We start from the raw sequence: 22,769 nt of genomic DNA, 5'->3' as shown, positions 1-22,769 counted from the left end.
CAGGCGGCTTTGTCGTGTTCAGAAGGCGGAGTGCCTAGAACGCGGCTTCCATGGGGAGTTGGCGGACTTCGCGGAGGTAGTTGTCGAGTTCGCCGGGTTCGAAGCGGCACATGCCGACGGCGTACCAGAACTCGGCGGTGGCGTTGCCCTCCCACTTGTAGCGGCCGTCCGGGGCGAGGGCGGCCCAGCCCTCGGCGAGGCCGAGGAGGGTGGCGCGGCGCGCGGGGGCGGACGGGTCGGTGACGTCCCACAGGATGATCGCGCCGTCGTCGCCCGCGGAGGCGAGCTGGGCGCCGTCCGGGCTGAACGCGACCGACCACACGCGGCGGGTGTGGCCGGTGAGGGTGTGCAGGAGGCGGCCGGTGGCGGGGTCCCAGAGGCGGACGACCAGGTCGTCGCCGGCGCTGGCGAGCATGGTGCCGGACGGGTGGAACGCGGTCGTCCACAGGCGCCCGGCGTGCTCGCGCAGCTCGTGCAGTGCGTCGCCGGAGGCGGGGTCCCACAGCCGGACGGTGCCGTCGTTGCTCGCGCTGGCGAGGACGTCGCCGGACGGTGAGAACGCCACCTGGTAGACGCGGTGGGTGTGGCCGCGCAGGTTCCAGACGAGCTCGCCGTTGGCGGGGTCCCAGAGCCGGACGACGCCGTCGTCGCAGCCGGTCGCGACGATGTCGCCGCCAGGGTGGAAGGCGATCGAGCGGACCCGGCCGCGGTGGTCGGCGAGGTTGACGATCTCCCGGCCGCTCGTCCAGTACCAGAGCCGGACGCTGTCGTCGTCGTTGGCGGTGGCGAGGACGTCCCCGTCGGGGGCGAACGCCTGCGCCCACACGTGGTCGGTCTCGACGTTCAGCTCTCGTTCGAAGGCGCCGGTGCCGGCCTGCCAGAGGTGGACGCCGCCGTCGTTGGTGGCGGTGGCGAGCTGGGAGTCGCGGTTGTTGAACGCGGCGGAGGTGAGGTTGTCGGCGACGCCGCGCAGCTCGCGGACGAGGCGTCCGGTGCGCGGCTCCCACAGCCGGACCAGGCCGTCGTTGCCGCTGGAGGCCAGCAGCCCGCCGTCCGGGCTGAACGCGACGCCGGTGACGCGGCGGCCGTGGCCGCGCAGCACCGTGCGGCACTGGCCGGTCTCGGCGTCCCACAGCCGCGCGGTGCCGTCGTTGCTGCTGGTGGCGAGCTGCTGGCCGTCCGGGCGGAACGCGAACGGCCAGACGGCGCCGCGGTGCCCGGCGAGCTCGAGGCGCTGCCGGCCGGTCCCGGCGTCCCACAGCCGGACGGATCCGGCGCTGTCGGCGGTGGCGAGGCGGCCGCCGTCCGGGCTGAACGTCGCCTGGTAGATGCCGCCGGCGTGGCCGGAGAGGGTGGCGCGGTGCCGGCCGTCCTCCCAGAGCCGGACCGACCCGTCGGTGTCGCCGGTGACCAGCAGGTCGCCGCCGGGGTGGAACGCGATGGCGTAGACGCGGCCGGTGTGGCCGAGCAGCTCCTGGCGGATCTCGCCGGTGCGGATGTCCCAGAGCCGGACGATGCCGGCCTCGTCGCCCGCCGCGAGCATCGAGCCGCCGGGGTGGAACACGGCGCGGAACACCGCGCCGCGGTGTCCGGTCAGCTCGCGCCTCAGCGCGCCGGTCGCGAGATCCCAGACCCGCAGGGTGCCGCCCGCGTCACCGGTGACCATGAGAGACCCGGCGGGATCGAACACGGCGGTGTAGACGGGCGCGGTGTGCCCGGCGAGGTCGTGCAGGTGCGCGCCGGTCGCGGCGTCCCACACCCGGACCGTCCCGTCGGCGGCGCCGGCCGCGAGCAGGCTTCCGCCGGCGGGCGCGCGGCCGCCGACGACGACCGGCCAGACCCCGTCGGGGTGGACGGCGAGGGTGTGCGCGCAGCCCCCGGTGGCCAGGTCCCAGAGGCGGACGGTCCCGTCCGCCGAGCCGCTGGCCAGCAGGTTCCCGTCGCGGTCGAACGCGACCGCGTAGGTGCGGTCGCGGTGGCCCTGCAGGGTGCGCAGCGGGGTGCCGGTGACGGCGTCGCAGACCAGGACGCCGCCGTCCTCGCTGCCGACGGCCAGCACGGACCCGCCGGGGCTGTAGGCGAGCGGCTGCGGCAGCCGGCTGGTCTGGAAGTGGAAGCCGTAGGGGACGCCGACGGCGGCGGGCGCGACCTGGATGTCGATGGGCCGGCCGGGGGCGATGGCGGCCTCGCGCAGCTCGGGGGCGGCGGCGATCCGGTCGGGCAGGTCGGCGTCGACGAGCGCGGCGCGGGTCCAGCGGCTGCCCTCGACGGCCACGTCGCGCAGGTCGGCGCGGGCGAGCCGGGCCCGCGACAGGTCGGCACCGCGCAGGTCGGCGCCGGTCAGCCGCGCCTCGTCCAGCCGGGCTCCGGCCAGCGACGCGTCCCGCAGCACCGCGCGCGACAGGTTCGCGCCGACGAGCTGGGCGTCGGTGAGGTCGGCGCCGGTCAGGTCGACCTCCTGCAGGTCGCGGTAGGACAGGTCCTCGCCCTGCAGGCGGGCGCCGCGCAGGTCGGTGCGGGCCGGGGTGCGCAGCCGGGTGGTGACGCGGATGGCGTTGGCGCGGGCGACGTCGTCGGCGCCGGGGTCGGCGAGCACGCCCGCGGCCCAGTCCTGGCAGGCGCGGGTGTCGGCGAGGTCGCACAGGAAGTCGACGGTGAGCTGCGACAGCGCCCGCCGGCTCAGCGCCGCCGGGGCGGCGCCGCGCGCGAACTCGCCCGCGATGTGCCGGGCGACGAGCCACTCCATCACCGAGCCGTGGATGAACCCGAACAGGCCCTCGTCGGTGCGGACGAGCAGGCTGCCCGCGCCGACCGCGTGCGTCACCTGGTGCGGCGACAGCCGCCCCTCGGCGAGGCCGGCGAGGGTGTCGGCGACGTCGGCGAGCTCGGCCAGCCGCAGGAACTGCTCGTTGCCCTCCCACAGCCGCAGCGCCAGCGTCCCGACCGCCTCCCACATGTCGTCGGTGCCGAGCCCGGACGGCCCGCCGCCGCCGCGGACCCGCTCGGCCTCGTAGGCCAGCCACGACGACAGGATCTCGTGGTAGAGGTCGGCGGGGCTGACCGTCGTGCGGGCCTGCGCGACGGCGCGCAGCCGGTCCTCGGGCAGGTCGGCGATGAAGCTCAGCATGCGCGGGTTGGACGTCAGCGCGAGCAGCTCCTCGATCCCCGACAGCAGGCCGAGGCGGTCGTCGGCGGCGTGCTCGTCGCCGTACCGGTTCACCAGGTAGGAGCGGACCTGCCGGGGCGTGAACTCCTCCAGCCCGAGGACGCGCCGGTGCGGCAGCACCCCGACCTTCTCGCCGAGCGCGGTCAGCACCTGCGCCTGAGACTTGAAGTGCTGGGTGCGGCTCGCCACCACGATCTTGGCCTTGTCCTGCGCGGCCTGCAGCAGCGTGTCGAGGTGGTCGGCGGCCTGGTCGTAGGTCACCCGCGTGACCAGCTCGTCGAACCCGTCGAACAGCAGCACGATGCGGCCCTGCCGCAGCATGTAGTGGAACGCCTTGAGGTCGATCAGCTCCTCGCCGTGGTTGGCCAGGTGCGCGGCGACGAGGCCGTCCACCGAGTGCGCCTTGTCCAGGGCGCGCAGCTCGATGAGGATCGGGACGACGTGCGGCAGCTCCTCGGGGATGCGGCGGGCCAGCTCGCGCAGCGCGAACGTCTTGCCGCGGCCGAAGTCGCCGAGCAGCAGCAGGAACCGGCCGTGGTCGGCGGCCAGCAGCCGCAGCATCTCGCCGACGACGTCCTCCTGCACGCCGACGCCCTCCGCCGGCGCGTCGCCGGACGGGGTCTCGGGCCGGAACCGGTCCAGCTCCCGGTACCGCTGCGGGACGTACAGCGACGGCGGGTACAGCCCGCCCGCCGACAGCCGCGCCGTCTGCCCCGCCACGTACTCCGACAGGTCCAGCAGGCCCTGGAACTCGGTGAGGCTGCGGACCCGGATGCCGCGGCGCAGCGCGTCCTCGCGCAGCGACCGCGGCGGCGCCGGGCCGAGGTAGACCAGCTCGGAGCCGTGGTCGGCGCCGTCGGCGTGCACGTGCCGCACGAACGCGTCGACGTCCGCCTCGGTCACCTGCCCGACGTGCGCGCCGATCCGGTACTGGCGGACGAACCCGTCCTCCAGGTGGGTGAGCAGCAGGTGGGGCGGGTCGGCGCGGCCGTCGTCGCCCGCGCTTCCGGAGAGCCGCGGCGGGACGACGCGGCGGATCGTCGCGCGCTCGAACCGGGTCTCGCACGCCTCGGTGAGCCGGTCCAGCAGCCGGGCCGTGGGGTCGGGCGCCGGGTCGGCGGGGCCGTCGGCGGGCCCGCCGCGGCCGAGTTCGGGGACGGGCCCCGACGGCCCGGGAGGCGTCGCCCGCTCGCGCGGCGGGAACGTTCCCTCGACGCGCGACCAGGGGGTCCCCAGGCGCTCGGGGCCGCGCCGCGCGGCCTCCTCGGGGATCCACCGTTCGAGGCCGTCCGGCCGCAGGACGACGGTCTGGTGCCGCCCGGGGCCGAGCGCCGGGACCGACGGGACGCCGGAGCCTAGCAGCGGCACGGCGCCGAAGTCGGACTCGGTGCCCTGGAAGAACAGGTTGAGGTGGCCGCCCAGGAGCGTCTCCACCGTCTCGGGGTCGCGCAGCGCCCCGGGCTCGCCGGCGACGGGCGTGTGCTCGACCGCCCCGAGCCGCAGCCATCCCTCGTCCTCGAAATGGCGGAGCCGCTCGTTGAACCAGGCGGCCTGCGCCTGCCCGACCCGGCCGTACCGGTCCTCCTCGCGGTGCGACTGCGGCAGCGTCGAGTTGAGCCCGGCCACCACGACCTTCAGGTCGGGGACGGGGAACAGGGTCCACGGCTGCGCGCTGTCGAAGATCAGCGAGTCCAGGCCCTGGTAGAACTCCTTGAACAGGTTCGCGAAGTGCCGCCACTTCGGCCAGTACGGCGGCTGCGGCTCGATGTCGTCGGCCTCGCAGCTGGAGAAGTACGCCTGGCAGGCCGCCTTCGTCACGTCGTGCGTGCCCGGCACCACCACCACGCGCTGAGCCTCCAGCCCGAGCAGCGCGCGCAGGCTGGTCAGGAACGACAGCGCCTCGGCGAACTCCTTGCGGCTGCCGGAGTGGGTGAGGTTGCCGGTGACGACGAGCAGGTCGGGCCGCGGCACGCCCGCGTCGGCCAGCCGCGTCACATCGCTCCAGATGCGGTCCTGCAGCTCCGCCGCCGTCGTCGGCTCGCCCGGCTCGGCGAGCGTGCGGCCGAACCGCGGGCCCGACACGTGCAGCGCGCTCACGTGCTCGCGGGGCCCCTCCCCGCCGCGCGCGGCGGGGAACGCCGGCGCCGCCACGGGCGCGCGGCGCGCCGGCCGCTCACCGGTCTGCTCCGGCCCGCCCGCCGCCGCCTCGCCCGGTCCGGCACCCTCCACGTGGCCCACGATCGCCGCACGGCCGCTCCCGACGCGCTGCCCGGCCCCGGGGAAGCCCGGGCCGTCCGCGGGGCGCGCGTGCCCGGCCAGCGCCTCCTGGATGCGCCGCATCAGCAGGTCCCGCGCCTCCTCCGGGTCGTCGACGCCGACGAGGTCGACATAGGTGATCGTCGACAGCAGCCCGTCGATCGGGCAGTCCTCGATCCGCACCGTGACGAGCTTGCGGGCCGGGTCGTCGGGATCGGCCCGCAGCGCCGCCATCCACTCCAGCCGCCCGTACCGCGACCGCAGGTAGTTGCGCGACAGCACCGCCACCACGGCCTTGGCCTCCGACAGCCCCCGGTCCATGAAGTCGATGAAGTTCGTGCCGGGGACGAAGTCCCACGCCTGCATCATCGTCCGGTGCCCGGCCGCCTCCAGCTGCCAGGCGATCCAGGACGCCCACCGCTCGTCGGCGGGGGAGTAGCTGACGAAGAAGTCGGTGGGACGCTCCTGCCGTGGGGGGCCGCCGGGGGGAGTCATGCGCTCAGTATCCACCGCCGGGCGGCGATCGCCGGCGCACCGGGCGGGTTATGGGATCATGTCGCGCGTGTCGCCCCCGATCGAGATCGCCCGCCGCGCGGCCCGCTCGCTGGGCGTTCTCGACTGGATCCGCATCGGCGTCCTGGTGCTCGGCGTGCTGTTCGTGGCGACCGGCCTGCTGCCCGCCGACTCCGCCCGGTCCAGCCTCGGACGCATCGCGCCGCTGCTGCTGTTCCTGTTCGCCATCATCGTGCTCGCGGAGCTGACCAAGGAGGCCGGCGTCTTCGACGCGATCGCGCAGCGGATGGCGCGCGCGGGACGCGGCCGCTACGCCGCCCTGTTCCTGCTGTGCGTGGCGTTCGCGTCGGTCAACACCGTCTTCCTCAACCTCGACACGACGGCGGTACTGCTCACCCCCGTGATGCTGGCGCTCGCCGCACGCGCGCGGATAGCCGCTCTGCCGCTCGCCATGACGACGGTGTGGCTCGCCAACACCGCCAGCCTCCTGCTGCCGGTCTCCAACCTGACCAACCTGCTCGCCGCCGACCGGGTGGCGCTGGAGACCTCCGAGTTCGCGGCCCGCATGTGGCTGCCGCAGGTCGCGGTGCTGGCCGTCACCATGGCGCTGCTGTGGGTCTTCTACTGGCGGCGCCGCATGCGCGGCGCGGACACCTACGACCCGCCGGAATCCGTCCCCGTGCGCGACCGGGTGCTGTTCTCCGCGACCGGCCTGGCGTGCCTGCTGTTCATCGGCGCGATCCTCGCGGGCGTCCACACCGGCGTGCAGCTCGGCATCGCCACGACCGTGGCCGCCGCCGTGGCCGTCGCCGCGTTCGCCGTCCGCGACCGGTCGGCGCTGCGGCCCACGCTGATCCCGTGGCAGCTGATGGTGTTCGTCACCGGGCTGTTCCTCGTCGTCCCCACCCTGGAGCGCTACGGGCTGGACGACGCGATGCGCTCGCTCGTCGGCGCCGACGACGGCGTCTCCGGCGCGCTGCGGGCCGGGTTCTCCGGCGCGGGCCTGTCGAACATCCTGAACAACCTGCCCGCCTATGTCGCGGGGGAGTCCGCAGTGCCGGCCGCCAACCGGGACCAGCTGCTCTCACTGCTCATCGGGACGAACGTGGGGCCCGTCATCACCCCGTGGGGGTCGCTCGCCACCCTGCTGTGGTTCGAGTGGTGCCGCCGCTGGGACGTGCGCGTCCCGATGCGCAAGTTCGTCCTGACGGGAACGGTCCTGGCGGTGCTGGGCTGCGCCGCCGCAGTGGCGACGCTGCTGCTGACCCGCTGAGCGACGCCCCGCACAGCGACGCCCCGCAGAGCCCCGTCACGGGGCGGTAGCGGTGGCGGTGGCGGCCGTCGTCTCCAGCAGGCGGTCGAGCATCCCCGGACGCGCCGCCACGAAGCTCAGCTCCGACCGCGGACGGTCGATGCCCAGCTCGTACGGCGTCCCGTCCAGGCGCCGCAGCTCCGCGCCCGCCTCGGCCGCCAGCAACGCCCCCGCCGGAAGGTCCACGATCTCCGGCAGGTACCCGACGAAGCCGTCGATGTCGCCGCGCGCGAGCATCGCCCACCCCACCAGAGGCGCCCATAGTTGCAGCATCCGCGCGCAACGCGCCTCCACACCGGACCGCAGCCGGAACGCCGCGACGTCGTCCGGACGCACCTGATGCCCCTGCGTCCACGCCAGCACCGGATTCTTCTCCCGCCCCGGCCGCGGACGCTCCGGCAGCGTCAGCGGCGCCCCGTCCGGGCCCAGAGCGCCCCTGCCGTGCAGCGCCGACCAGGTGCGCCCCGCCACCGGGTCATGGACGACGCCCAGCACCGGCTCCGCGCCCGCGCACAGCGCCAGGCCGACCGCGTACACCGGCATGCCGATCGCGACGTTGTTGGTGCCGTCCAGCGGATCGACCAGCCACACCATCTCCTCGCCCGGCGCGCCGTCCAGGATCCCGGACTCCTCGGCGATGATGCGGTGCCCCGGGTACGCCGACCGCAGCCGTTCCAGGATCAGCGCCTCGGCGGCCGTGTCCAGGTCCGTCACCACGTCCCCCGCGGCGCCCTTCGGGCGGGCGTCCACCGGCCCGTCCACCCGGGACCGCAGCAGCGTCCCCGCTTCCTCTGCGGCCTCGACCGCCACCCGCCGGGCCGCCGCGAGATCGACCGGGAGGGCCGGGGACGGGGTGCTGGTTCTCATCGCGCCTCTCCAGTCGTGTCCATGCCCGCCTACCGGCGGGCCGAGCGGCACCGGCGCCCGAGCGGGCCGGAGGACGATGGTTCCTCGGACAGGGATGCGGGGCCGGCCCCCGCCGGACCCGGATGCGCCGCGGCGATCCGGCGCGCCGACCGCAGCAGCGCCCGCACCGTGTCGCCGGGGTCGCAGCGCGCACGGCGCACCTGGTGCGTCGGGACGTCCATCGGCCCGAGCGACAGGTCGCCGCCGCCGGGCGTCTGCCGCCCCAGCGCCACCGTCGCCGCGTCCAGTCCGTCCTCGATGAGCGTGCTGTGGAACACCCCGGCGGGCAGCGTGTACGACTCGCCCGTCCGGTGCGCCGCCGAAGGCCCCGAACGGTAGCGGACGGCCCGGCCCGTCGCCCGCAGCTCGTCCACGTCCCCCCGGCTGACGACCTCGAAGACCTGACCGGTGCTCCCCGGCACGGCCGCGCCCGCCTCGCCGGGCCCCTCGCCCGCCTCGCCAAGGCCCTCGCCCGCCTGGCCGGGACCCTCCCGCACGTCCATCCGGACGTTGCGCACCGTCCCGTACAGCACGAAGCTGAGCAGGTCCCAGCTGTGGCAGTGCACCGGCGACGTCGTCGACGGGACCGGCCGCACCTCCGGCGTCCAGATGTGCAGGCACACCCCGAAATCGCCGCCGCGCTCCACCGGAAGGCACAGGAAGCCCAGCGGATGGCGCACCGCCGGAACCGGCGAGCGGCCCGCCACGACGTCCTCCAGGACCCGCCCGGCCCATGCCGGCAGCGTCCGCGCGGCCCTGCCCGCGCGGATGTCCCCCCGGATCTCGTCGTACCTCATCGCCGCCCCGTCACGCCGTCCTCACTCGTAGGGGTCCTTCGCGCGCAGCGCCTTGCGGATGATCTCGATGACGTCCCGGTCGGTGTAGGAGTGCGCCAGCCCGATCCCGATCACCTCGAAGAGCTTGCGGACCTCCTCGACCGTCGGCTCGTCGTCCAGCGGCGCCAGCCTGGCCTGCTCCACCGGCACCCGGCGCGCCTGGTCCAGGCTGGTCTGCAGCTCCGCGCTCATCCAGCTGTAGTAGAACTTGCTGCTGTCGACCACCAGCGCCTCGCCGCGCGGGTCGTCGCGGGTCACCACCAGCCGCGAGGCGGCCAGGTCGTAGCGCAGCGTCGTCATCGTCTGCGCCAGGCCGATGTCGATGTCGAGCATCGCGAAGCGCTGCTTGTGCCAGCACGCCGCCAGCAGCGTCGCGTACGCCTCCTTGCGGGTGCGCTCCAGCGTCCACTTCTCGCCCGTCGCGTCCGGCGCGTCCGACACCGACCGGCGGTGGCGCGCGTACGCCTCGCACACCTCCACGTTGGTCGGATCCAGGATCTCCAGCCGGAACAGCAGCGTGCGGCGGTCCCTGCGGGCGGCCGCCACGCACTCCGGGAGCGTCTTGGCGCGGATGTAGGTCCCGGTGCCGCCCTTGAAGAACCACCGGTCGGTGTCGCGCCGCGCCTCCGCCAGCACCTGCGCGACCTGCCCGCCGCCGATCACCCGCACGACCGCCGTCTCGTCCAGCGCCCGCTTGGTCCCCGACAGCACGTCCTCGAACTGCTCGATGTGCGCGAGCTTGCCGCGCAGGTCGTCGAGCGTGGACGAGGACGCGCGCAGCGTGTCGCGCACCTCGGCCTCCACCGGGATCCGGCGGCCCCGGTCGCGCAGCACCGCCGTGGCCAGCAGGCCGACCACCGCGAGGATGGCGCTGTTGGTGATCTCGTTCTCGTTCGGCAGGTTCACCCCGAGGCCGAGCACCGCGACGGTGATCGCCAGCACCAGCGCGATGAAGGCGTCGGCGTTCTTCCCGAGCCAGTTGGCGAAGCGGGTCATCGTCAGCGGCCACCCCGTCCTAGTCGGCGCCGTCATCGTAACCACAGCACCGGGACGGCGGGAAAGCCCCGCGCGCGGGGCGATGCGGGCGCCGGCGCGCCACGGCCCCGTCACCTGCGCGAAGCCGCCCGGCGCAGGCCTGCCCCATCGCGGGCGGTTCCGGTCCTCCGACCTGCCTATAGGCTCGTCGCATGCACCTGCGGGGCTGGTGGTCGGCGGCGTGGCCGACGCGGCGTTCACGCGCGCTGGACGTCACCCTGGCCGTGTCCTTCGCCGTCCTGGACGGCCTGTTCCTGTGGTTCTCCCCCCAGCACTTCTGGCTGCCGCACACCGTCACCTCGGCGTGCAGCGTCGTCCTCGGCCTGTGCATCGTCGTGCGGCGCCGCCACCCCGTCGCGCTGGCGCTGTTCGCGACGGCGTTCGGCGCCGTCACCGGCGGCGGGGCGTTCGTCATCCTGGTGATCCTCTACTCGCTGGCCGCCTACGCGACGTCCCGCCGGGTCGTCCTGGGGGTCGCGGCCCTGAACTACGCCGCCGGCCTCGCCTTCCCCGCGCCCACGTCGAGCAACGACAGCTTCCTCGTCCAAGCGATCTTCGGGACGACCTTCACCGCGGTGCCCGTCCTGCTCGGCCTCTACATGGGCGCGCGCAAGCAGCTCCTGGCCTCCCTCCAGGAGCGCACCGCCCGCCTGGAACGCGAGCAGCACCTCCTCGCTGAGCGCGCGCGGGGCGAGGAGCGCACCCGCATCGCCCGCGAGATGCACGACGTGGTCGCCAACCGCATCAGCGTCATGGTCGTCCACGCCGGCGCGCTCAAGGCCGTCGCCGCCCGCGACCCCGGACGGGCCGCCGAGACCGCCACCGTCATCGGCGACATGGGACGGCAGGCCCTGGAGGAGCTCCGGCACGTCATCGGCGTCCTGCGGCAGGGGGAGGAGGCCCTCCCGCAGGAGGCCGTCACCCTCGCGCACGTGCGCGAGCTGATCGGCCAGTCCGGCGCGGCGGGCCTGCGCGTCGACCTGTCCGTCCGCGGCGTGGAACGCCCCATGCCCGCGGCGGTGGGCCGGACGCTCTACCGGCTCGTCCAGGAGGCCCTGACCAACGTGCACAAGCACGCCGGCGCCGCCGCCACCCGCGTCGACCTCGGGCTGCTGCCCGAGGCCATCGAGGTGGAGGTCGCCAACGACCCGCCCACCGCGCCGCCCGCGCACGACCTGCCGAGCGGCGGGCACGGCCTGGTCGGGCTGCGCGAGCGGGTCACCGCCCTCGGCGGCAGCTTCGAGGCCGGCCCGCGCGGCGGCGGCTACGCCGTCCGCGCCCGCCTCCCGCTGCCCGCCTCGTGATCCCCTGATCACTGGTCTGACCTGCGGAAATATCGGACGGTCCGCGATTGTCGTACCTGCTGCATAGAGTGGGCGGGAAGCGAAGGAACACCAGGGGGAGGGCGATCATGCGGCCGATCACGGACCTGCGGCGCCGCGTGGCGCCGTTCGAGGTCGTCACCGAGATGACGCCGTCGGGCGACCAGCCGCAGGCGATCGCCGCGCTGGCCGAGCGCGTCGACCGCGGCGACAAGGACTCGGTGCTGCTCGGCGCCACCGGCACCGGCAAGACCGCCACCATCGCGTGGCTGGTCGAGAAGCTCCAGCGGCCCGTCCTGGTGATGCAGCCGAACAAGACGCTCGCCGCCCAGTTCGCCAACGAGCTGCGCGAGATGATGCCCGGCAACGCCGTCGAGTACTTCGTCTCCTACTACGACTACTACCAGCCCGAGGCGTACATCCCGCAGACCGACACCTACATCGAGAAGGACTCCTCGATCAACGACGAGGTCGATCGGCTGCGGCACTCGGCGACCAACTCGCTGCTCACCCGCCGCGACACGATCGTCGTCGCGTCGGTGTCGTGCATCTACGGCCTCGGCACCCCGCAGGAGTACGTCGACCGGATGGTCCGGCTGCACGTCGGCCAGGAGATCGACCGCGACGACCTGCTCCGCCAGCTCGTCGGCATGCAGTACAGCCGCAACGACCTGGCGTTCACCCGCGGCACCTTCCGGGTCCGCGGCGACACCATCGAGATCATCCCGCAGTACGAGGAGCTCGCCGTCCGGATCGAGATGTTCGGCGACGAGATCGAGAAGCTCGCCACCCTGCACCCGCTCACCGGCGAGGTCATCACCGAGGACGAGGAGCTGTACGTCTTCCCCGCCTCCCACTACGTCGCCGGCCCCGAGCGGATGGAGCGCGCGATCCGCGACATCGAGGCCGAGCTGGAGGAGACCCTCGCCGTCATGGAGCGGCAGGGCAAGATGCTCGAGGCGCAGCGGCTGCGGATGCGCACCACCTACGACATCGAGATGATGCGCCAGGTCGGCACCTGCTCCGGCATCGAGAACTACTCCCGGCACATCGACGGCCGCGGCGCCGGCACCGCGCCCAACACCCTCCTCGACTACTTCCCCGAGGACTTCCTCCTCGTCATCGACGAGTCGCACCAGACCGTCCCGCAGATCGGCGCGATGTACGAGGGCGACGCGTCCCGCAAGCGGATGCTGGTCGAGCACGGCTTCCGGCTCCCGTCCGCGATGGACAACCGGCCGCTGAAGTGGGAGGAGTTCCTCGACCGCATCGGCCAGACCGTCTACCTGTCGGCGACGCCCGGCCCCTACGAGATGAACCGGGTCAAGGGCGAGGTCGTCGAGCAGGTCATCCGCCCCACCGGCCTGATCGACCCCGAGATCGTCGTCAAGCCGACCAAGGGCCAGATCGACGACCTGATCCACGAGATCCGGCTGCGCACCGAGCGCGACGAGCGGATCCTGGTCACCACCCTGACCAAGAAGATGGCCGAGGACCTCACCGACTACCTCCTCGAACTCGGCATCCAGGTCCGCTACCTGCACAGCGAGGTCGACACGCTGCGCCGCATCGAGCTGCTGCGCGAGCTGCGCGCCGGCGAGTTCGACGTGCTGGTCGGCATCAACCTGCTGCGCGAGGGCCTCGACCTGCCCGAGGTGTCGCTCGTCGCGATCCTGGACGCCGACAAGGAGGGCTTCCTGCGCTCCGAGACGTCCCTGATCCAGACGATCGGCCGCGCCGCCCGCAACGTGTCCGGCCAGGTGCACATGTACGCCGACACCGTCACCCCGTCGATGGAGCGCGCGATCGACGAGACGAACCGGCGCCGCGCCAAGCAGCAGGCCTACAACACCGAGCACGGCATCGAGCCGACGGCGCTGCGCAAGCGGATCGCCGACATCCTCGACTCCCTCGCCCGCGAGGACGCCGATACCGAGACCCTCATCGGTGGCGCCGGCCGCCAGCAGAGCCGCGGCAAGGCGCCCGTCCCAGGCCTCGCGTCCCGTACGAAGGAGGTCGGCCGGCACGCCGCCGACCTGGTCGGCGAGCGCCCCCGCGAGGAGCTGGAGGGCCTCATCGAGCAGATGACCGAGCAGATGCACCAGGCCGCCGCCGACCTGCAGTTCGAGCTCGCCGCCCGGCTCCGCGACGAGATCAAGGAGCTCAAGCGCGAACTCCGCGAGATGAAGGAGGCCGGCGTCCGGTAACCCCGGCCGCCGCCCGGAAATCCGGTACCCGCCGTTCACGGCGCCCGGCAGAATCGGTGGATGCGCACAGTCCGCCGCGACGGGTTCCGGATCGCGTACGAGGTGGTGGGGGAGGGGCCGCCGCTCGTCCTGGTGCACGGGTTCTACGGCGACCGCACCACGTGGCGCTCCGGCGGCCACGTCGACGCCCTCGCGGGCGGGTACCGGCTGATCCTCATCGACGCGCTCGGCCACGGCGGCAGCGACACGCCACATGACGCCGCCCCCTACCGCATCGACCGGCAGGTGGAGGACGTCGTCGCCGTGCTGGACGCCGAGGGTGTGCAGAGGACGGCGTACTGGGGCGCCTCGATGGGCGGCGTCATCGGGCTGCACCTGCTGGCCCGGTATCCGGAGCGGCTCACCTGCCTGGTCGCCGGCGGCGCCCACGCCTGCGACGTCGACGCTGATCCCGCCGAGGTCGAGGCGGAGGCCGAGCTGTTCCGCGGCCGGGGCGTCGCGCCGTTCGTCGATTGGCTGGAGCGGCAGGGGACGATGCCCGGCTGGATGCGCGAGGTGATCCTGGCCGCCGACCCGCAGGCCCTCGCCGCGCTGACCACCGCGATCTCCCGGCGCCGCGGCGTGACCGGCGCGCTGGCCGGGACGGACGTGCCGGTCCTGCTGATCGCCGGGGACGGCGACGCGCGGCTCGACGAGATCCGCCGCACCGCCGAGGCCGTGCCGAGCGCCCGGTTGGCGGAGCTTCCCGGCTGCGGGCACTCCGACGCGTTCCTCCGGCTGGACCTCGTCCTGCCGCTGGTCCGCCCGTTCCTCGAAGCGAACGGGGTGGGCTGACCGCGTCCTACGGCCTGGGCAGGACGTGCGCCATCTCGAACTGCTTCTCGCCGGGACGGTGGGGCTGCGTGACGCCGGTCCGGGCGAAGCCGTGCCGGGCGTAGAGGCGTTCCGCGCGGCTGTTGCCCTCGACGACCCACAGCCGCAGCTCGGAGAGGCCGCGCTCGGCCGTCCAGTCCAGCGCGGCGCGCACCAGGAGATCGCCGACGCCCCGGCCGCGCGCGGCGGGCGCCACCCACATGCCGACGAGTTCGGCGGCGCCGTCCTCGCCGGGAACGACCGCGACGACACCGCCGGGCCCGTCCTCGGTCTCGGCGAGGTAGGTGTTGCGGGCGGCGACCCGCTCCCGCCAGACCTCGGGCGCGAACGCCTCCTCCCGCGCGAGGGTGGAGCAGAAGGCCTCGGGCGCGTCGGCCAATGACGCCAGGCGGACGGACCGGTACAGGGACCAGTCCTCGACCTCCAGCAGCCGTACCGTCGTCATGCCGGACACCGTCGCATCCGCCCGCCGCTGCGGCAACCGGTTTCCCCAGGCCATAAGTTTCCCCAGGCCGTAAATGGGAGGCACGGGCCGCGCAGGCCGTTCTACGCTCGCGCGATGGACTACGACGTTCGCCTCGCGCGGCCGGACGACCTGGCCGGGCTGCCGTCCATCGAGGACTCCGGGGACCGGCTGTTCCGGCCGATCGGGATCGTGTTCCCGCCCGGCCCGACCATCGCCGAGGTGATGATCGCCAAGGGCGCCGAGTTCCTGGTGGCCGGCGATCCGCCGGTCGGCTTCGCCGCCGTCGAGGAGGTGGACGGCGCGACCCACCTGGAGCAGATCTCCGTCCACGCGGACCTCGTGGGCCGGGGGATCGGCACGCGCCTGCTGCGGGCGGTGACCGAGCGCGCGGCCGGGCGCGGCTCCCCGGGTGTGAGCCTCCTGACGTTCCGCGACGTCCCGTGGAACGGCCCCTGGTACGCCCGCCACGGGTTCGCCGAACTGCCCCCGGAGCGGTGGGGCCCGGGCATCAGGGGCTACTGGGACGCGGAGATCGAGGCGGGCCTGCACGACCTCGGGCCGCGCACCGTCATGTGGCTGCCCCTGCCGCGGCCCGCCGGCACCGGATGAGCGCGGCCGCACGTATGGTGGTTCTCCGGGAACGCGCGACGCCCCGCCCGCGTCCCAGGAACGGATCTACAACGTAAAGGCGGACGCCGTGGCGTCCACGGTGCGCGAGGAGGACGATGACCCTCGGGTCCTGGCCGCGTCGGCTGCGGGAGCGTCTCGGCGAGCGGGGGCTCGGTGTCCTCGTCCTGGTGGTGCTGCTGGCGCTCGCGGTGGTCCCGCTGGTGGCGATGCCCGCCGCGCGGTGCAAGGCGTTCGGGGGCGGCTGCCCCCGGCCGGAGCCGCCGGTGCGCGCCGACCCCGTCATGGCGAAGGAGAGCCGGGTCACCCCGGCCCAGGCGGCCACGCGCGGCGCCTACGTCGCGCTGGGCGACTCCTACTCGGCCGGCCTCGGCGCCGAGGCGACGGTCGGCGACCGCAAGCCCCTCGACCGCTGCCGCCGGACGTCCAAGGCGTACTACCACGAGGTGTCGCAGACGTTCCACTTCGCCAAGGGCTCCTCGTTCTGGGCGTGCTCGGGGGCCAAGACGGCCGACGTGCTGAAGGGGCGCTACGGCGAGCCCCCGCAGATCGACCACCTCAACGGTGGCACCAGCCTGGTGACGCTCAGCATCGGCGGTAACGACGTCGGGTTCTCCAAGGTGCTCGGCGGCTGCGTGGTGCACCTGCCGTGGAGCCACAGCTGCACCGAGCAGGGCGAGGACATCGCGAGCCGGATGGCGAAGCTGCGCGAGGACCTGCCCGCCCTGCTGGAGAAGATCACCGAGCGGGCGCCGAACGCGCGGGTGATCGTGATGGGGTACCCGAAGGCGTTCTCGGAGGTCCAGGGGATCGGCGGGGACAACATCACGGTGTCGGACCAGCGGTGGCTGAATGCCCGTGCCTACGAGCTCGGGCGGCTCGTCCAGCAGTCGGTCGCCGAGGTGGACCGGCGGCTCGCGTCCCGGCATGGCCGGGGCAGCGTGGAGTTCGTCGACGCCTACAGCGCGTTCGCCGGGCACGAGGTGGGCAGTTCCGCCCCGTACATCAACGGCCTGGCGCTGAACCTGTCGGCGCTGCAGGCCGAGCCGCGCAGCTTCCATCCGACGGTCGCCGGCCAGCACGCGCTCGCGCAGCTGTTCATCGCGCAGATCAACAAGGGCCCCGGCCGCCCGCTGTCCTGAACCGGCCAGAACTCCGCCGCGCTGAGAGGCCCGCCGTACCGGGTACGACCAGGGAGAGGGGGAGGAGGAGCCGATGACGATCACAGTGGCGCTCGCGGGCGACACGATGCTCGGGCGCGGTGTCGCGGACGAGATCGGCGCCTCCGGCCCCTGCGGCCTGTTCTCCCGGGACGTGCGGGACGTCTTCCACGAAGCCGACCTCGCCCTGCTGAACCTCGAATGCTGCGTGTCCGACCGCGGCCGGCCGTGGGACGCGCCGGGCAAGCCGTTCCACTTCCGTGCGCCGCCCGACGCGGTGGACGCGCTCACCGACCTCGGCGTCGACTGCGTGACGCTCGCCAACAACCACGCGCTCGACTTCGGCGAGGACGCCCTGGCGGACACGCTCGCGCACCTCGGCGCGGCGGGCGTCCGGACGGTCGGGGCGGGCCCCGACGTCCGCCGGGCCCGGACGCCGGTGACGCTGGAGGCCGGCGGCCTGCGCGTCGCGGTCGTCGGCGTCACCGATCACCCGCCCGACTTCGCCGCCGGGCCGGACCGTCCGGGCGTCGCGTTCGCCGACCTCCAGCACGGAACCGACGCCTGGCTGCTGGAGGAGATCCGCACCCTCGCCCGGTCGCACGATCTCGTCCTGGTCATGCCGCACTGGGGCCCGAACATGACCCAGGAGCCCCTCCGGCACGTCCGCCGCGCGGCCGCGGACCTGGTGGACGCGGGCGCGTCCCTCGTCGCGGGCAGCTCGGCGCACGTCTTCCACGGCGTCGCCCCGCCGGTCCTGTTCGACATGGGCGACTTCATCGACGACTACGCGGTGTCCGATCTTCTCCGCAACGACCTCGGCCTGCTGTTCCTGGCGCGCCTCGGCCGGGACGGCCTCTCCCGCGTCGAGGCCGTCCCGCTGCGGCTGGACTTCGCCCGCACCCGCCGCGCCCGCGCCGCCGACCGCGACTGGATCGCCGGCCGCTTCGCCGCCGCGTGCGCCGAGTTCGGCACCGCCGTCACCGTCGAGGACGACCGGCTCGTCATCGACGCGGCGCGCTAGAGCGGATCGCCGAGCGGCCCGTACTCGTCCACGAGCGCGTCCGCCCAGTGCGCGGCGAAGTCCGGCTGCGTCCCGTCGGCGTCGGTGAACCCGTACTCCTCGTACAGGCCCCAGGTGGCCAGCGCCCGCCCGGTCTTGGCCATGACGTCCGGGTCCGCGGCCAGGGCGGCGACCGCCCGGCCCAGGTAGGCCGGACTCTCGGAGTGGGCGAAGTGCGGGTCCTGCGCCGCGCCGTCCCGCCAGTTGTCCTCCGTCACGCCCAAATGGTCCAGGACGGCCTCCGACCGCAGGAACCCGGGCGTGATCGCCACCGCGGCGACCCCGTGCGGCCGCAGCTCGGCGGCCTGCGCGAACGCCAGCCGGATCACCGCGGACTTCGCCAGGTCGTAGAAGAACGAGCCGCGGTAACGCGCGGTGTTCCCGTCGGTCACCTCCACCACCAGCCCGCTCCCGCGCGCGACCATCAGCGGAAGGGCGAACCGGCTGGTGATCACATGGGTCTCCACGGCGCGCCGCAGCAGCCGCAGGCCCCGGTCGAGGTCCTGCTCCCAGAGCGGACGCTCCCAGTCGGTGAGCGAATCGCCGCCCCACACCGAGTCGACCAGGACGTCGAGCCGACCGTCCTGGTCCGCCGCGATCCGGTCGACGAGCGCGCGGACCTGGTCCGGATCGCTGTGGTCGGTGCGGACCGCGACACCCGTCCCGCCGGCCGCGGTGACCATCTCGGCGGTCTCCTCGATGGTCTCCGCGCGCCCGAGGTCGGAACCCTGCGACCCGCTGCTGCGCCCGGACACGTAGACGGTCGCGCCCGCGGCCCCGAGCTGGACGGCGATGCCCCGTCCCCCGCCCCGCGTGCCCCCGGCGACCAGCGCGACCTTGCCGTTGAGTGGACGGTTCTCCATGACTTCTCCTTACGGGAGGTGCGGTGCCAGGGCGTTGTCGAGCTCGCGTCCGATCCGTTCGGGCAGCGTCCCCCGCCGGTCGAGCGCCCAGGTGAGTCCGGCGCCCGCGACGACGGCCTGGACCGTCCCGGCCAGGGCCTTCGTGTCGGTCCCGGCGCGGAGCCCGCCTTCGGCCATCGCCTCGTCGAGCAGCATCTCGATCGCTCGCCCGTTCGCTTCGTGCACCGCGAGCGCGTGCTCGTGGAACTCCGGATCGGTGAGGTCCATGCAGAGGAACGCCAGATGGTTGGCGTACCGCTCGGGCGTGGACATCGCCGACCACGACCGCGTCACGAACCCCCGAAGCGCCGCCAGCGCCGGCTCCTGCCCGTCCCGCGCCCGCTCGCGCAGCGTCTCCGCGTCCCGCACCGACCGCTCGGCCAGTGCCAGCAGCAGCCCGCGCTTGGACCCGAACCGCTGGACGAGCGTCCCCGGCACCAGCCCGACCTCATCGGCCACCGCCGCGAGCGTGAGCTTCGCCGGCCCCACCCGTCCGATCACCTCGACCGCCGCCCGCAGGATCACCGCGTCATCCACACCCCGCGGCCGCCCCGCCATCGAACCTCCATTAATAAATGACTGTACATTTATTAAACCACATCCCGCCGAGGCACGCGCTGAGCCACGTAAAGGCCGGCGGCATACCGGCGCGACCGGATCACTCGTAGCAAGCCGACAGAGGTGCAAGCGAGCGGGCGGTGGGCCCCGATGGCAGGCGGTAAGCCAGGTAAAGCGACCGGTGCTCGGTGGCGAACGCACCTGGGGCCCGGCTGGCGGTGCCCGGCAGCACCGGCGGCACGTCCGACGTGGTCGTCGCCGCCCGTGCCCATGTACCGGACGCGCCGCTCGACGTCGCTCTCGGCACCGCCGACGTCCGGGCCGTCGTCTCCGTCTCCACGGTCACCACTCGCTGCCGGCGCCGACGCGCTGGACGCGGCGCCGGACGTCGGTCTCGGCGTCCGCCCTGCCGGATCCGTCGTTCGGGCGGTAGACGGGTGAGCAGGGGGGGCGATTGACAAAGGGCGGCCGGCGGACGGTGGGCAGCGAGTGGCTGGCGGTCACCGGCGAGCGGTTGGCCCCGAGCACGCCAGAGGCTCCCTGAGGACGCTTAAGGGCGCCAGGCGGCGAGGGACTACTCCGAGCGAGGAGCGACTGGTAGCGAGTGGCGGACGGCGGTTGGCGAGCGGTGGATAGCGAATGGTGGACAACGAAGGTGGGTCGTGATCGCAGATGGATGAGTGAGAGACGGCCAGTGGTCGGCGGGTGAATGGAGGGTTGGCGGCAGCGATGGCGGGCGGTGAGTGAGGTAAGTCAGTCGGCGCTCGGTGGCTAGCGAGTCTGGGGCCAGGTTGGCGATGCCCAACGGCAGCGGTGGCTGGGTAGCGGATGGCAGTGGTGGCGGGAGCGGGTGGCAAGGTGAGACGAGTGAGAGGCGGGCGGCGGTCGGCGAACGGCAGCGAATGGTGCGGCAGCGAGTCAGTGGTCAGCGGCGAGCGGCTAGCGCTGGGCGGGAGGCGACTGGCGACGAGTGGGGAGACGGCTGGCGGTGGTGCGTAGCGATTGGTCGGCGGGAGTGAGGCCAGAGGGGCTGGCATCGAGAGGTGGGGGGCGGACGGTGGGTGGCGAGCGGGGGAGCGCGGGAGGGAGATGGGCGGTGCAGGGACGTCCTGGATGGGGAGATGGGTGTTCGTTATTGGGGTGTTGGGTTGGCCGTGCGGTGGGGTGGCGCTGGCGTACGGGGCCGCCCCTCCAAAGTCAAGGGCGCCTTCGGCGTCGCTTCGCGATGGACTTCGTCCACCCTTGACTTTGGAGCCTCTGCGGCCCCTGAGGCAGCGCCAAAGGGGCAGGCTCCGCCTGCCCCGCCCGGGTCGCGCCACCCCACCGCCCCCGAACCAGAGGACCAAGAGGCAGAGACGGAGAGCAGACCCAGCGTGCTGGGGGCGCGGATCTCACGCTGACAGTGCAGCGCAGGTCGAGGCGGGATCGCCTTCCTCCCTGCGCTCATGAGAGACGCAGGCACCTGATGGGCGCGCCGCTCCTGCGGCCTCCTGCCGTCCTGGAGCGCGTCAGCGTGCCCGAGTATCGGACGGGGCGTCCTTGCAGCCGTTCCGACCGGGTCCGTGTCAACAAGGCCACGGTTTCCCGCGCCAACCGGACTTACCTGTGTAGACGCTGGGATCGGCTGCGCTATCGCGGTCAAGGCCGCCCAGGCCTGTAACCGCAAGAGGCAGGGCAGCCACGATGGACAGCCGCCGGTGGAGTCTGACCGCCGGGCGATGGCGCGCCGTCGGCTGCGGCATCAATGGGCTGATACGACACCGTGCCGTGGCCACTCGGTAGGAGGCTGTCGTCCACATCGCCGTTATCAACGACTGGCTGACCTGCCGTTAAGAGGAACTGCGCCATGGGCAGTGTGCCTGTGCCGCTAGTGAAGGCAATGGAGTCTGGGGCGGTACAGCACGGGGGGCGCCGCGAACCGCGACAGGGAATGGCGAGGGGCCTAGGTTCGGCTGGCCGCAGCCACTACTGACAGAGCAATGGAAGACCCGGGGGTGATGTGGGCATGCCGGTTCGCCCGAAATCCCGGAGGATTCGGGCGAACCGGTTGCGTGGTGAGGTGGGTTACGCGGCCCAGGTGATGGCGGGATCGGGTGGACCGAGTGTGCCCGGTGGCCCGTTCCCGGTCCGGGTTCTTGATCTGGCGTCGGGTGGTGGCAGCAGCCGGTACACATACCGCCCGTCGGGATCTTTAGTGATTCCGATCTGGTGTGGGCTGGTGTGTTTGAAGCGGTTGTGCCATCCGCAGGTGAGGGTGAGCTGGTCAATATCTGTCGGGGAGTTTCCGATGGCCCAGCCGTGGACGTGGTCGACCTCGCACAGCGTCCCGGGGATCTCGCACTCGCGTACCGCGCAGGTGGGGTAGAGGGTTTCCAGCACTCGGCGTTGGGCCGGAGTGGCGAACCGTTCCCGGTACCCGAGGTAGAGCGGGGTGTGGCCACGCCCGAGGAGCAGCGGGGAGACTCCGGCTGCCAGGGCGATGCGGCGCACCTGCTCGGCCGGGATCGGGGTGCCGTCGGTGAGGTGGCCCGGAGCGTTGCCGCCGGTGAGGGTGTCCAGGTCGCAGATGACGGTGACTTTGGTGGCTTTGTGTCCGCCCGACAGCACACTCGACAGCGCTGCGGCTGTTCGTTCGGCGACGTCGCGGTGATCGTCTGGTCCGGCCGGCTTGGCCAGCGGAGCCAGGGTGCCGTCCCAGATGGCGGCGTCTTCGGCGTTCAGCCAGCCCTTGATGTACCGGCCGCCGTCCAGGGAACCAGTGCTGGTGATCCAGGACTTGGCGTAGCCGCGACGGGAGTCCTCGTCGGGGGCGGTCTCGGTGTCGTCGCGTTCGGCGATGACGTCGCGGATCCGGTGGCCGAACACCGCGATCTTCCCCGGCGAGAACCCCTGGTCGACCATCTCCAGCAGCTTGTTCTCGGCCTTGGCGCAGTCGGTGTCGTCCAGCCGCGCCACTGAATCGGCGACCGTGGCGGCGTACCCGTAGGACAGCTCTCCGGCCGCCAGTTGCTCGGTCACCTGCGGCAGGCGGTGGCGTTGCCGGGCGAGGGTGAGGCGTTCTTTGGCGCGGTTCTCGCGCATCCCCAGCCGGGACCGCAGCCATGCCCGGGTGGAGGGGTATCCCCAGCGCTGCTGCTCTCCGGTGGCGTCGACACGGCCGATGAATCCAGCCAGGGCGCTTTCTTGCATATCGCAGGCGGCGGCCAGGTCTTCGGTGAGTTCCAGGCACGCGGCCGCCGATTCAGGGGCCTCTCTCTGGGCGAGTTCAGTGGCGATCGTCGAGAGCGCGTTCACCAATTCCATGGTGGACGCGCCCTCAAGGTCGACCGTCACTGACTGCATACCTAAAGTGTACCCCAAGTGACCGACAATTGCGTGCCGAGACGAGGGCTTCTTTCTTGCTGATCAGTGGAAAAATATTGCTCAGTGCGTCCGGACTTCCTCCGCCTTTGCCTGGGCGGTGAATTGTTCCTTTGGGGTGGTTTGTTGGGCACGCGTACGGATGGGGGCGGTGGGGTGGCGCGACCCGGGCGGGGCAGGCGGAGCCTGCCCCTTTGGCGCTGCCTC

General features: G+C 73.2%; 15 protein-coding genes. 7 read left to right on the top strand and 8 right to left on the bottom strand.

The window, feature by feature from the left end; all coding sequences use genetic code 11:
• Positions 1-34: 34 nt before the first annotated feature.
• A complete protein-coding gene (locus QP089_RS40640) occupies positions 35-5,917 on the bottom strand; it encodes a WD40 domain-containing protein (protein WP_285919523.1) in 5,883 nt (1,960 codons plus the stop codon).
• A 67-nt stretch (positions 5,918-5,984) separates the two neighbouring features.
• On the opposite strand from QP089_RS40640, the gene QP089_RS40635 reads away from it, so the two are divergent.
• A complete protein-coding gene (locus QP089_RS40635; protein WP_446474130.1) occupies positions 5,985-7,208 on the top strand; it encodes an ArsB/NhaD family transporter in 1,224 nt (407 codons plus the stop codon).
• Positions 7,209-7,244: 36 nt separating this feature from the next.
• Here the strand turns inward: QP089_RS40635 and QP089_RS40630 are convergent, their stop codons facing one another.
• Genes QP089_RS40630 through QP089_RS40620 form a run of 3 tightly spaced genes read right to left on the bottom strand, consistent with a single transcriptional unit; the run spans position 7,245 to position 9,985 of the window.
• Positions 7,245-8,114, bottom strand: a complete 870-nt coding sequence (locus QP089_RS40630) for an inositol monophosphatase family protein (protein WP_285919519.1) — start codon at positions 8,112-8,114, stop codon at positions 7,245-7,247.
• Between the two features lie 29 nt (positions 8,115-8,143).
• On the bottom strand, positions 8,144-8,950 hold the full coding sequence (locus tag QP089_RS40625; RefSeq protein WP_285919517.1) for a hypothetical protein: 807 nt from the start codon (positions 8,948-8,950) through the stop codon (positions 8,144-8,146).
• 21 nt (positions 8,951-8,971) lie between these two features.
• The gene (locus QP089_RS40620; RefSeq protein WP_285919516.1) at positions 8,972-9,985 is read right to left on the bottom strand and encodes a hypothetical protein; all 1,014 of its coding nucleotides are present in this window, start codon (positions 9,983-9,985) and stop codon (positions 8,972-8,974) included.
• Between the two features lie 191 nt (positions 9,986-10,176).
• Here QP089_RS40620 and QP089_RS40615 point away from each other — a divergent pair, with 191 nt between their 5' ends.
• From QP089_RS40615 to QP089_RS40605, 3 genes are all read left to right on the top strand, one after another.
• Positions 10,177-11,328 (top strand): sensor histidine kinase, encoded by a 1,152-nt coding sequence (locus tag QP089_RS40615; RefSeq protein ID WP_285919515.1) that lies wholly within the window; start codon positions 10,177-10,179, stop codon positions 11,326-11,328.
• 107 nt (positions 11,329-11,435) lie between these two features.
• Entirely contained in the window at positions 11,436-13,553 is a 2,118-nt protein-coding gene (gene uvrB, locus QP089_RS40610) for an excinuclease ABC subunit UvrB (RefSeq protein ID WP_285919513.1), read from the top strand.
• A 60-nt stretch (positions 13,554-13,613) separates the two neighbouring features.
• A complete protein-coding gene (locus tag QP089_RS40605; protein WP_285919511.1) occupies positions 13,614-14,387 on the top strand; it encodes an alpha/beta fold hydrolase in 774 nt (257 codons plus the stop codon).
• Between the two features lie 7 nt (positions 14,388-14,394).
• Here the strand turns inward: QP089_RS40605 and QP089_RS40600 are convergent, their stop codons facing one another.
• On the bottom strand, positions 14,395-14,871 hold the full coding sequence (locus QP089_RS40600; protein ID WP_285919509.1) for a GNAT family N-acetyltransferase: 477 nt from the start codon (positions 14,869-14,871) through the stop codon (positions 14,395-14,397).
• 114 nt (positions 14,872-14,985) lie between these two features.
• On the opposite strand from QP089_RS40600, the gene QP089_RS40595 reads away from it, so the two are divergent.
• The 3 genes from QP089_RS40595 to QP089_RS40585 all read left to right on the top strand — a co-directional run bounded on the left by QP089_RS40595 (position 14,986) and on the right by QP089_RS40585 (position 17,703).
• Positions 14,986-15,501, top strand: coding sequence for a GNAT family N-acetyltransferase (locus QP089_RS40595; RefSeq protein ID WP_285919507.1), 516 nt, complete (start codon positions 14,986-14,988; stop codon positions 15,499-15,501).
• 116 nt (positions 15,502-15,617) lie between these two features.
• Positions 15,618-16,661: an SGNH/GDSL hydrolase family protein gene (locus QP089_RS40590; protein WP_285919505.1), complete on the top strand. Its 1,044-nt coding sequence runs from the start codon at positions 15,618-15,620 to the stop codon at positions 16,659-16,661.
• 73 nt (positions 16,662-16,734) lie between these two features.
• Positions 16,735-17,703: a CapA family protein gene (locus QP089_RS40585; protein ID WP_285919504.1), complete on the top strand. Its 969-nt coding sequence runs from the start codon at positions 16,735-16,737 to the stop codon at positions 17,701-17,703.
• On the opposite strand, the gene QP089_RS40580 is transcribed toward QP089_RS40585, so the two are convergent.
• The 3 genes from QP089_RS40580 to QP089_RS40570 all read right to left on the bottom strand — a co-directional run bounded on the left by QP089_RS40580 (position 17,700) and on the right by QP089_RS40570 (position 22,544).
• On the bottom strand, positions 17,700-18,605 hold the full coding sequence (locus tag QP089_RS40580) for an SDR family oxidoreductase (RefSeq protein WP_285919502.1): 906 nt from the start codon (positions 18,603-18,605) through the stop codon (positions 17,700-17,702). The two genes, QP089_RS40585 and QP089_RS40580, sit on opposite strands and share 4 nt — an antisense overlap.
• A 9-nt stretch (positions 18,606-18,614) precedes the next feature.
• Entirely contained in the window at positions 18,615-19,202 is a 588-nt protein-coding gene (locus tag QP089_RS40575; protein ID WP_285919500.1) for a TetR/AcrR family transcriptional regulator, read from the bottom strand.
• A 2,064-nt stretch (positions 19,203-21,266) separates the two neighbouring features.
• Positions 21,267-22,544: an HNH endonuclease signature motif containing protein gene (locus QP089_RS40570; RefSeq protein ID WP_285919498.1), complete on the bottom strand. Its 1,278-nt coding sequence runs from the start codon at positions 22,542-22,544 to the stop codon at positions 21,267-21,269.
• Positions 22,545-22,769 lie beyond the last annotated feature (225 nt).

The sequence above is a fragment of the Actinomadura opuntiae genome (genome assembly GCF_030283205.1).
Classification (GTDB): Bacteria; Actinomycetota; Actinomycetes; order Streptosporangiales; family Streptosporangiaceae; genus Spirillospora.
Note: the sequence above shows the minus strand (reverse complement) of the source record. Positions and strands in the feature narration are given on the sequence as shown.

Coding starts and splice junctions, on each gene's coding strand:
- QP089_RS40595 (WP_285919507.1), top strand. CDS start 14,986: ATGGACTACGACGTTCGCCTCGCGCGGCCGGACGACCTGGCCGGGCTG.
- QP089_RS40630 (WP_285919519.1), bottom strand. CDS start 8,114: ATGAGAACCAGCACCCCGTCCCCGGCCCTCCCGGTCGATCTCGCGGCG.
- QP089_RS40580 (WP_285919502.1), bottom strand. CDS start 18,605: ATGGAGAACCGTCCACTCAACGGCAAGGTCGCGCTGGTCGCCGGGGGC.
- uvrB (WP_285919513.1), top strand. CDS start 11,436: ATGCGGCCGATCACGGACCTGCGGCGCCGCGTGGCGCCGTTCGAGGTC.
- QP089_RS40625 (WP_285919517.1), bottom strand. CDS start 8,950: ATGAGGTACGACGAGATCCGGGGGGACATCCGCGCGGGCAGGGCCGCG.
- QP089_RS40590 (WP_285919505.1), top strand. CDS start 15,618: ATGACCCTCGGGTCCTGGCCGCGTCGGCTGCGGGAGCGTCTCGGCGAG.
- QP089_RS40585 (WP_285919504.1), top strand. CDS start 16,735: ATGACGATCACAGTGGCGCTCGCGGGCGACACGATGCTCGGGCGCGGT.
- QP089_RS40620 (WP_285919516.1), bottom strand. CDS start 9,985: ATGACCCGCTTCGCCAACTGGCTCGGGAAGAACGCCGACGCCTTCATC.
- QP089_RS40600 (WP_285919509.1), bottom strand. CDS start 14,871: ATGACGACGGTACGGCTGCTGGAGGTCGAGGACTGGTCCCTGTACCGG.
- QP089_RS40615 (WP_285919515.1), top strand. CDS start 10,177: ATGCACCTGCGGGGCTGGTGGTCGGCGGCGTGGCCGACGCGGCGTTCA.
- QP089_RS40570 (WP_285919498.1), bottom strand. CDS start 22,544: ATGCAGTCAGTGACGGTCGACCTTGAGGGCGCGTCCACCATGGAATTG.
- QP089_RS40605 (WP_285919511.1), top strand. CDS start 13,614: ATGCGCACAGTCCGCCGCGACGGGTTCCGGATCGCGTACGAGGTGGTG.
- QP089_RS40575 (WP_285919500.1), bottom strand. CDS start 19,202: ATGGCGGGGCGGCCGCGGGGTGTGGATGACGCGGTGATCCTGCGGGCG.
- QP089_RS40640 (WP_285919523.1), bottom strand. CDS start 5,917: ATGACTCCCCCCGGCGGCCCCCCACGGCAGGAGCGTCCCACCGACTTC.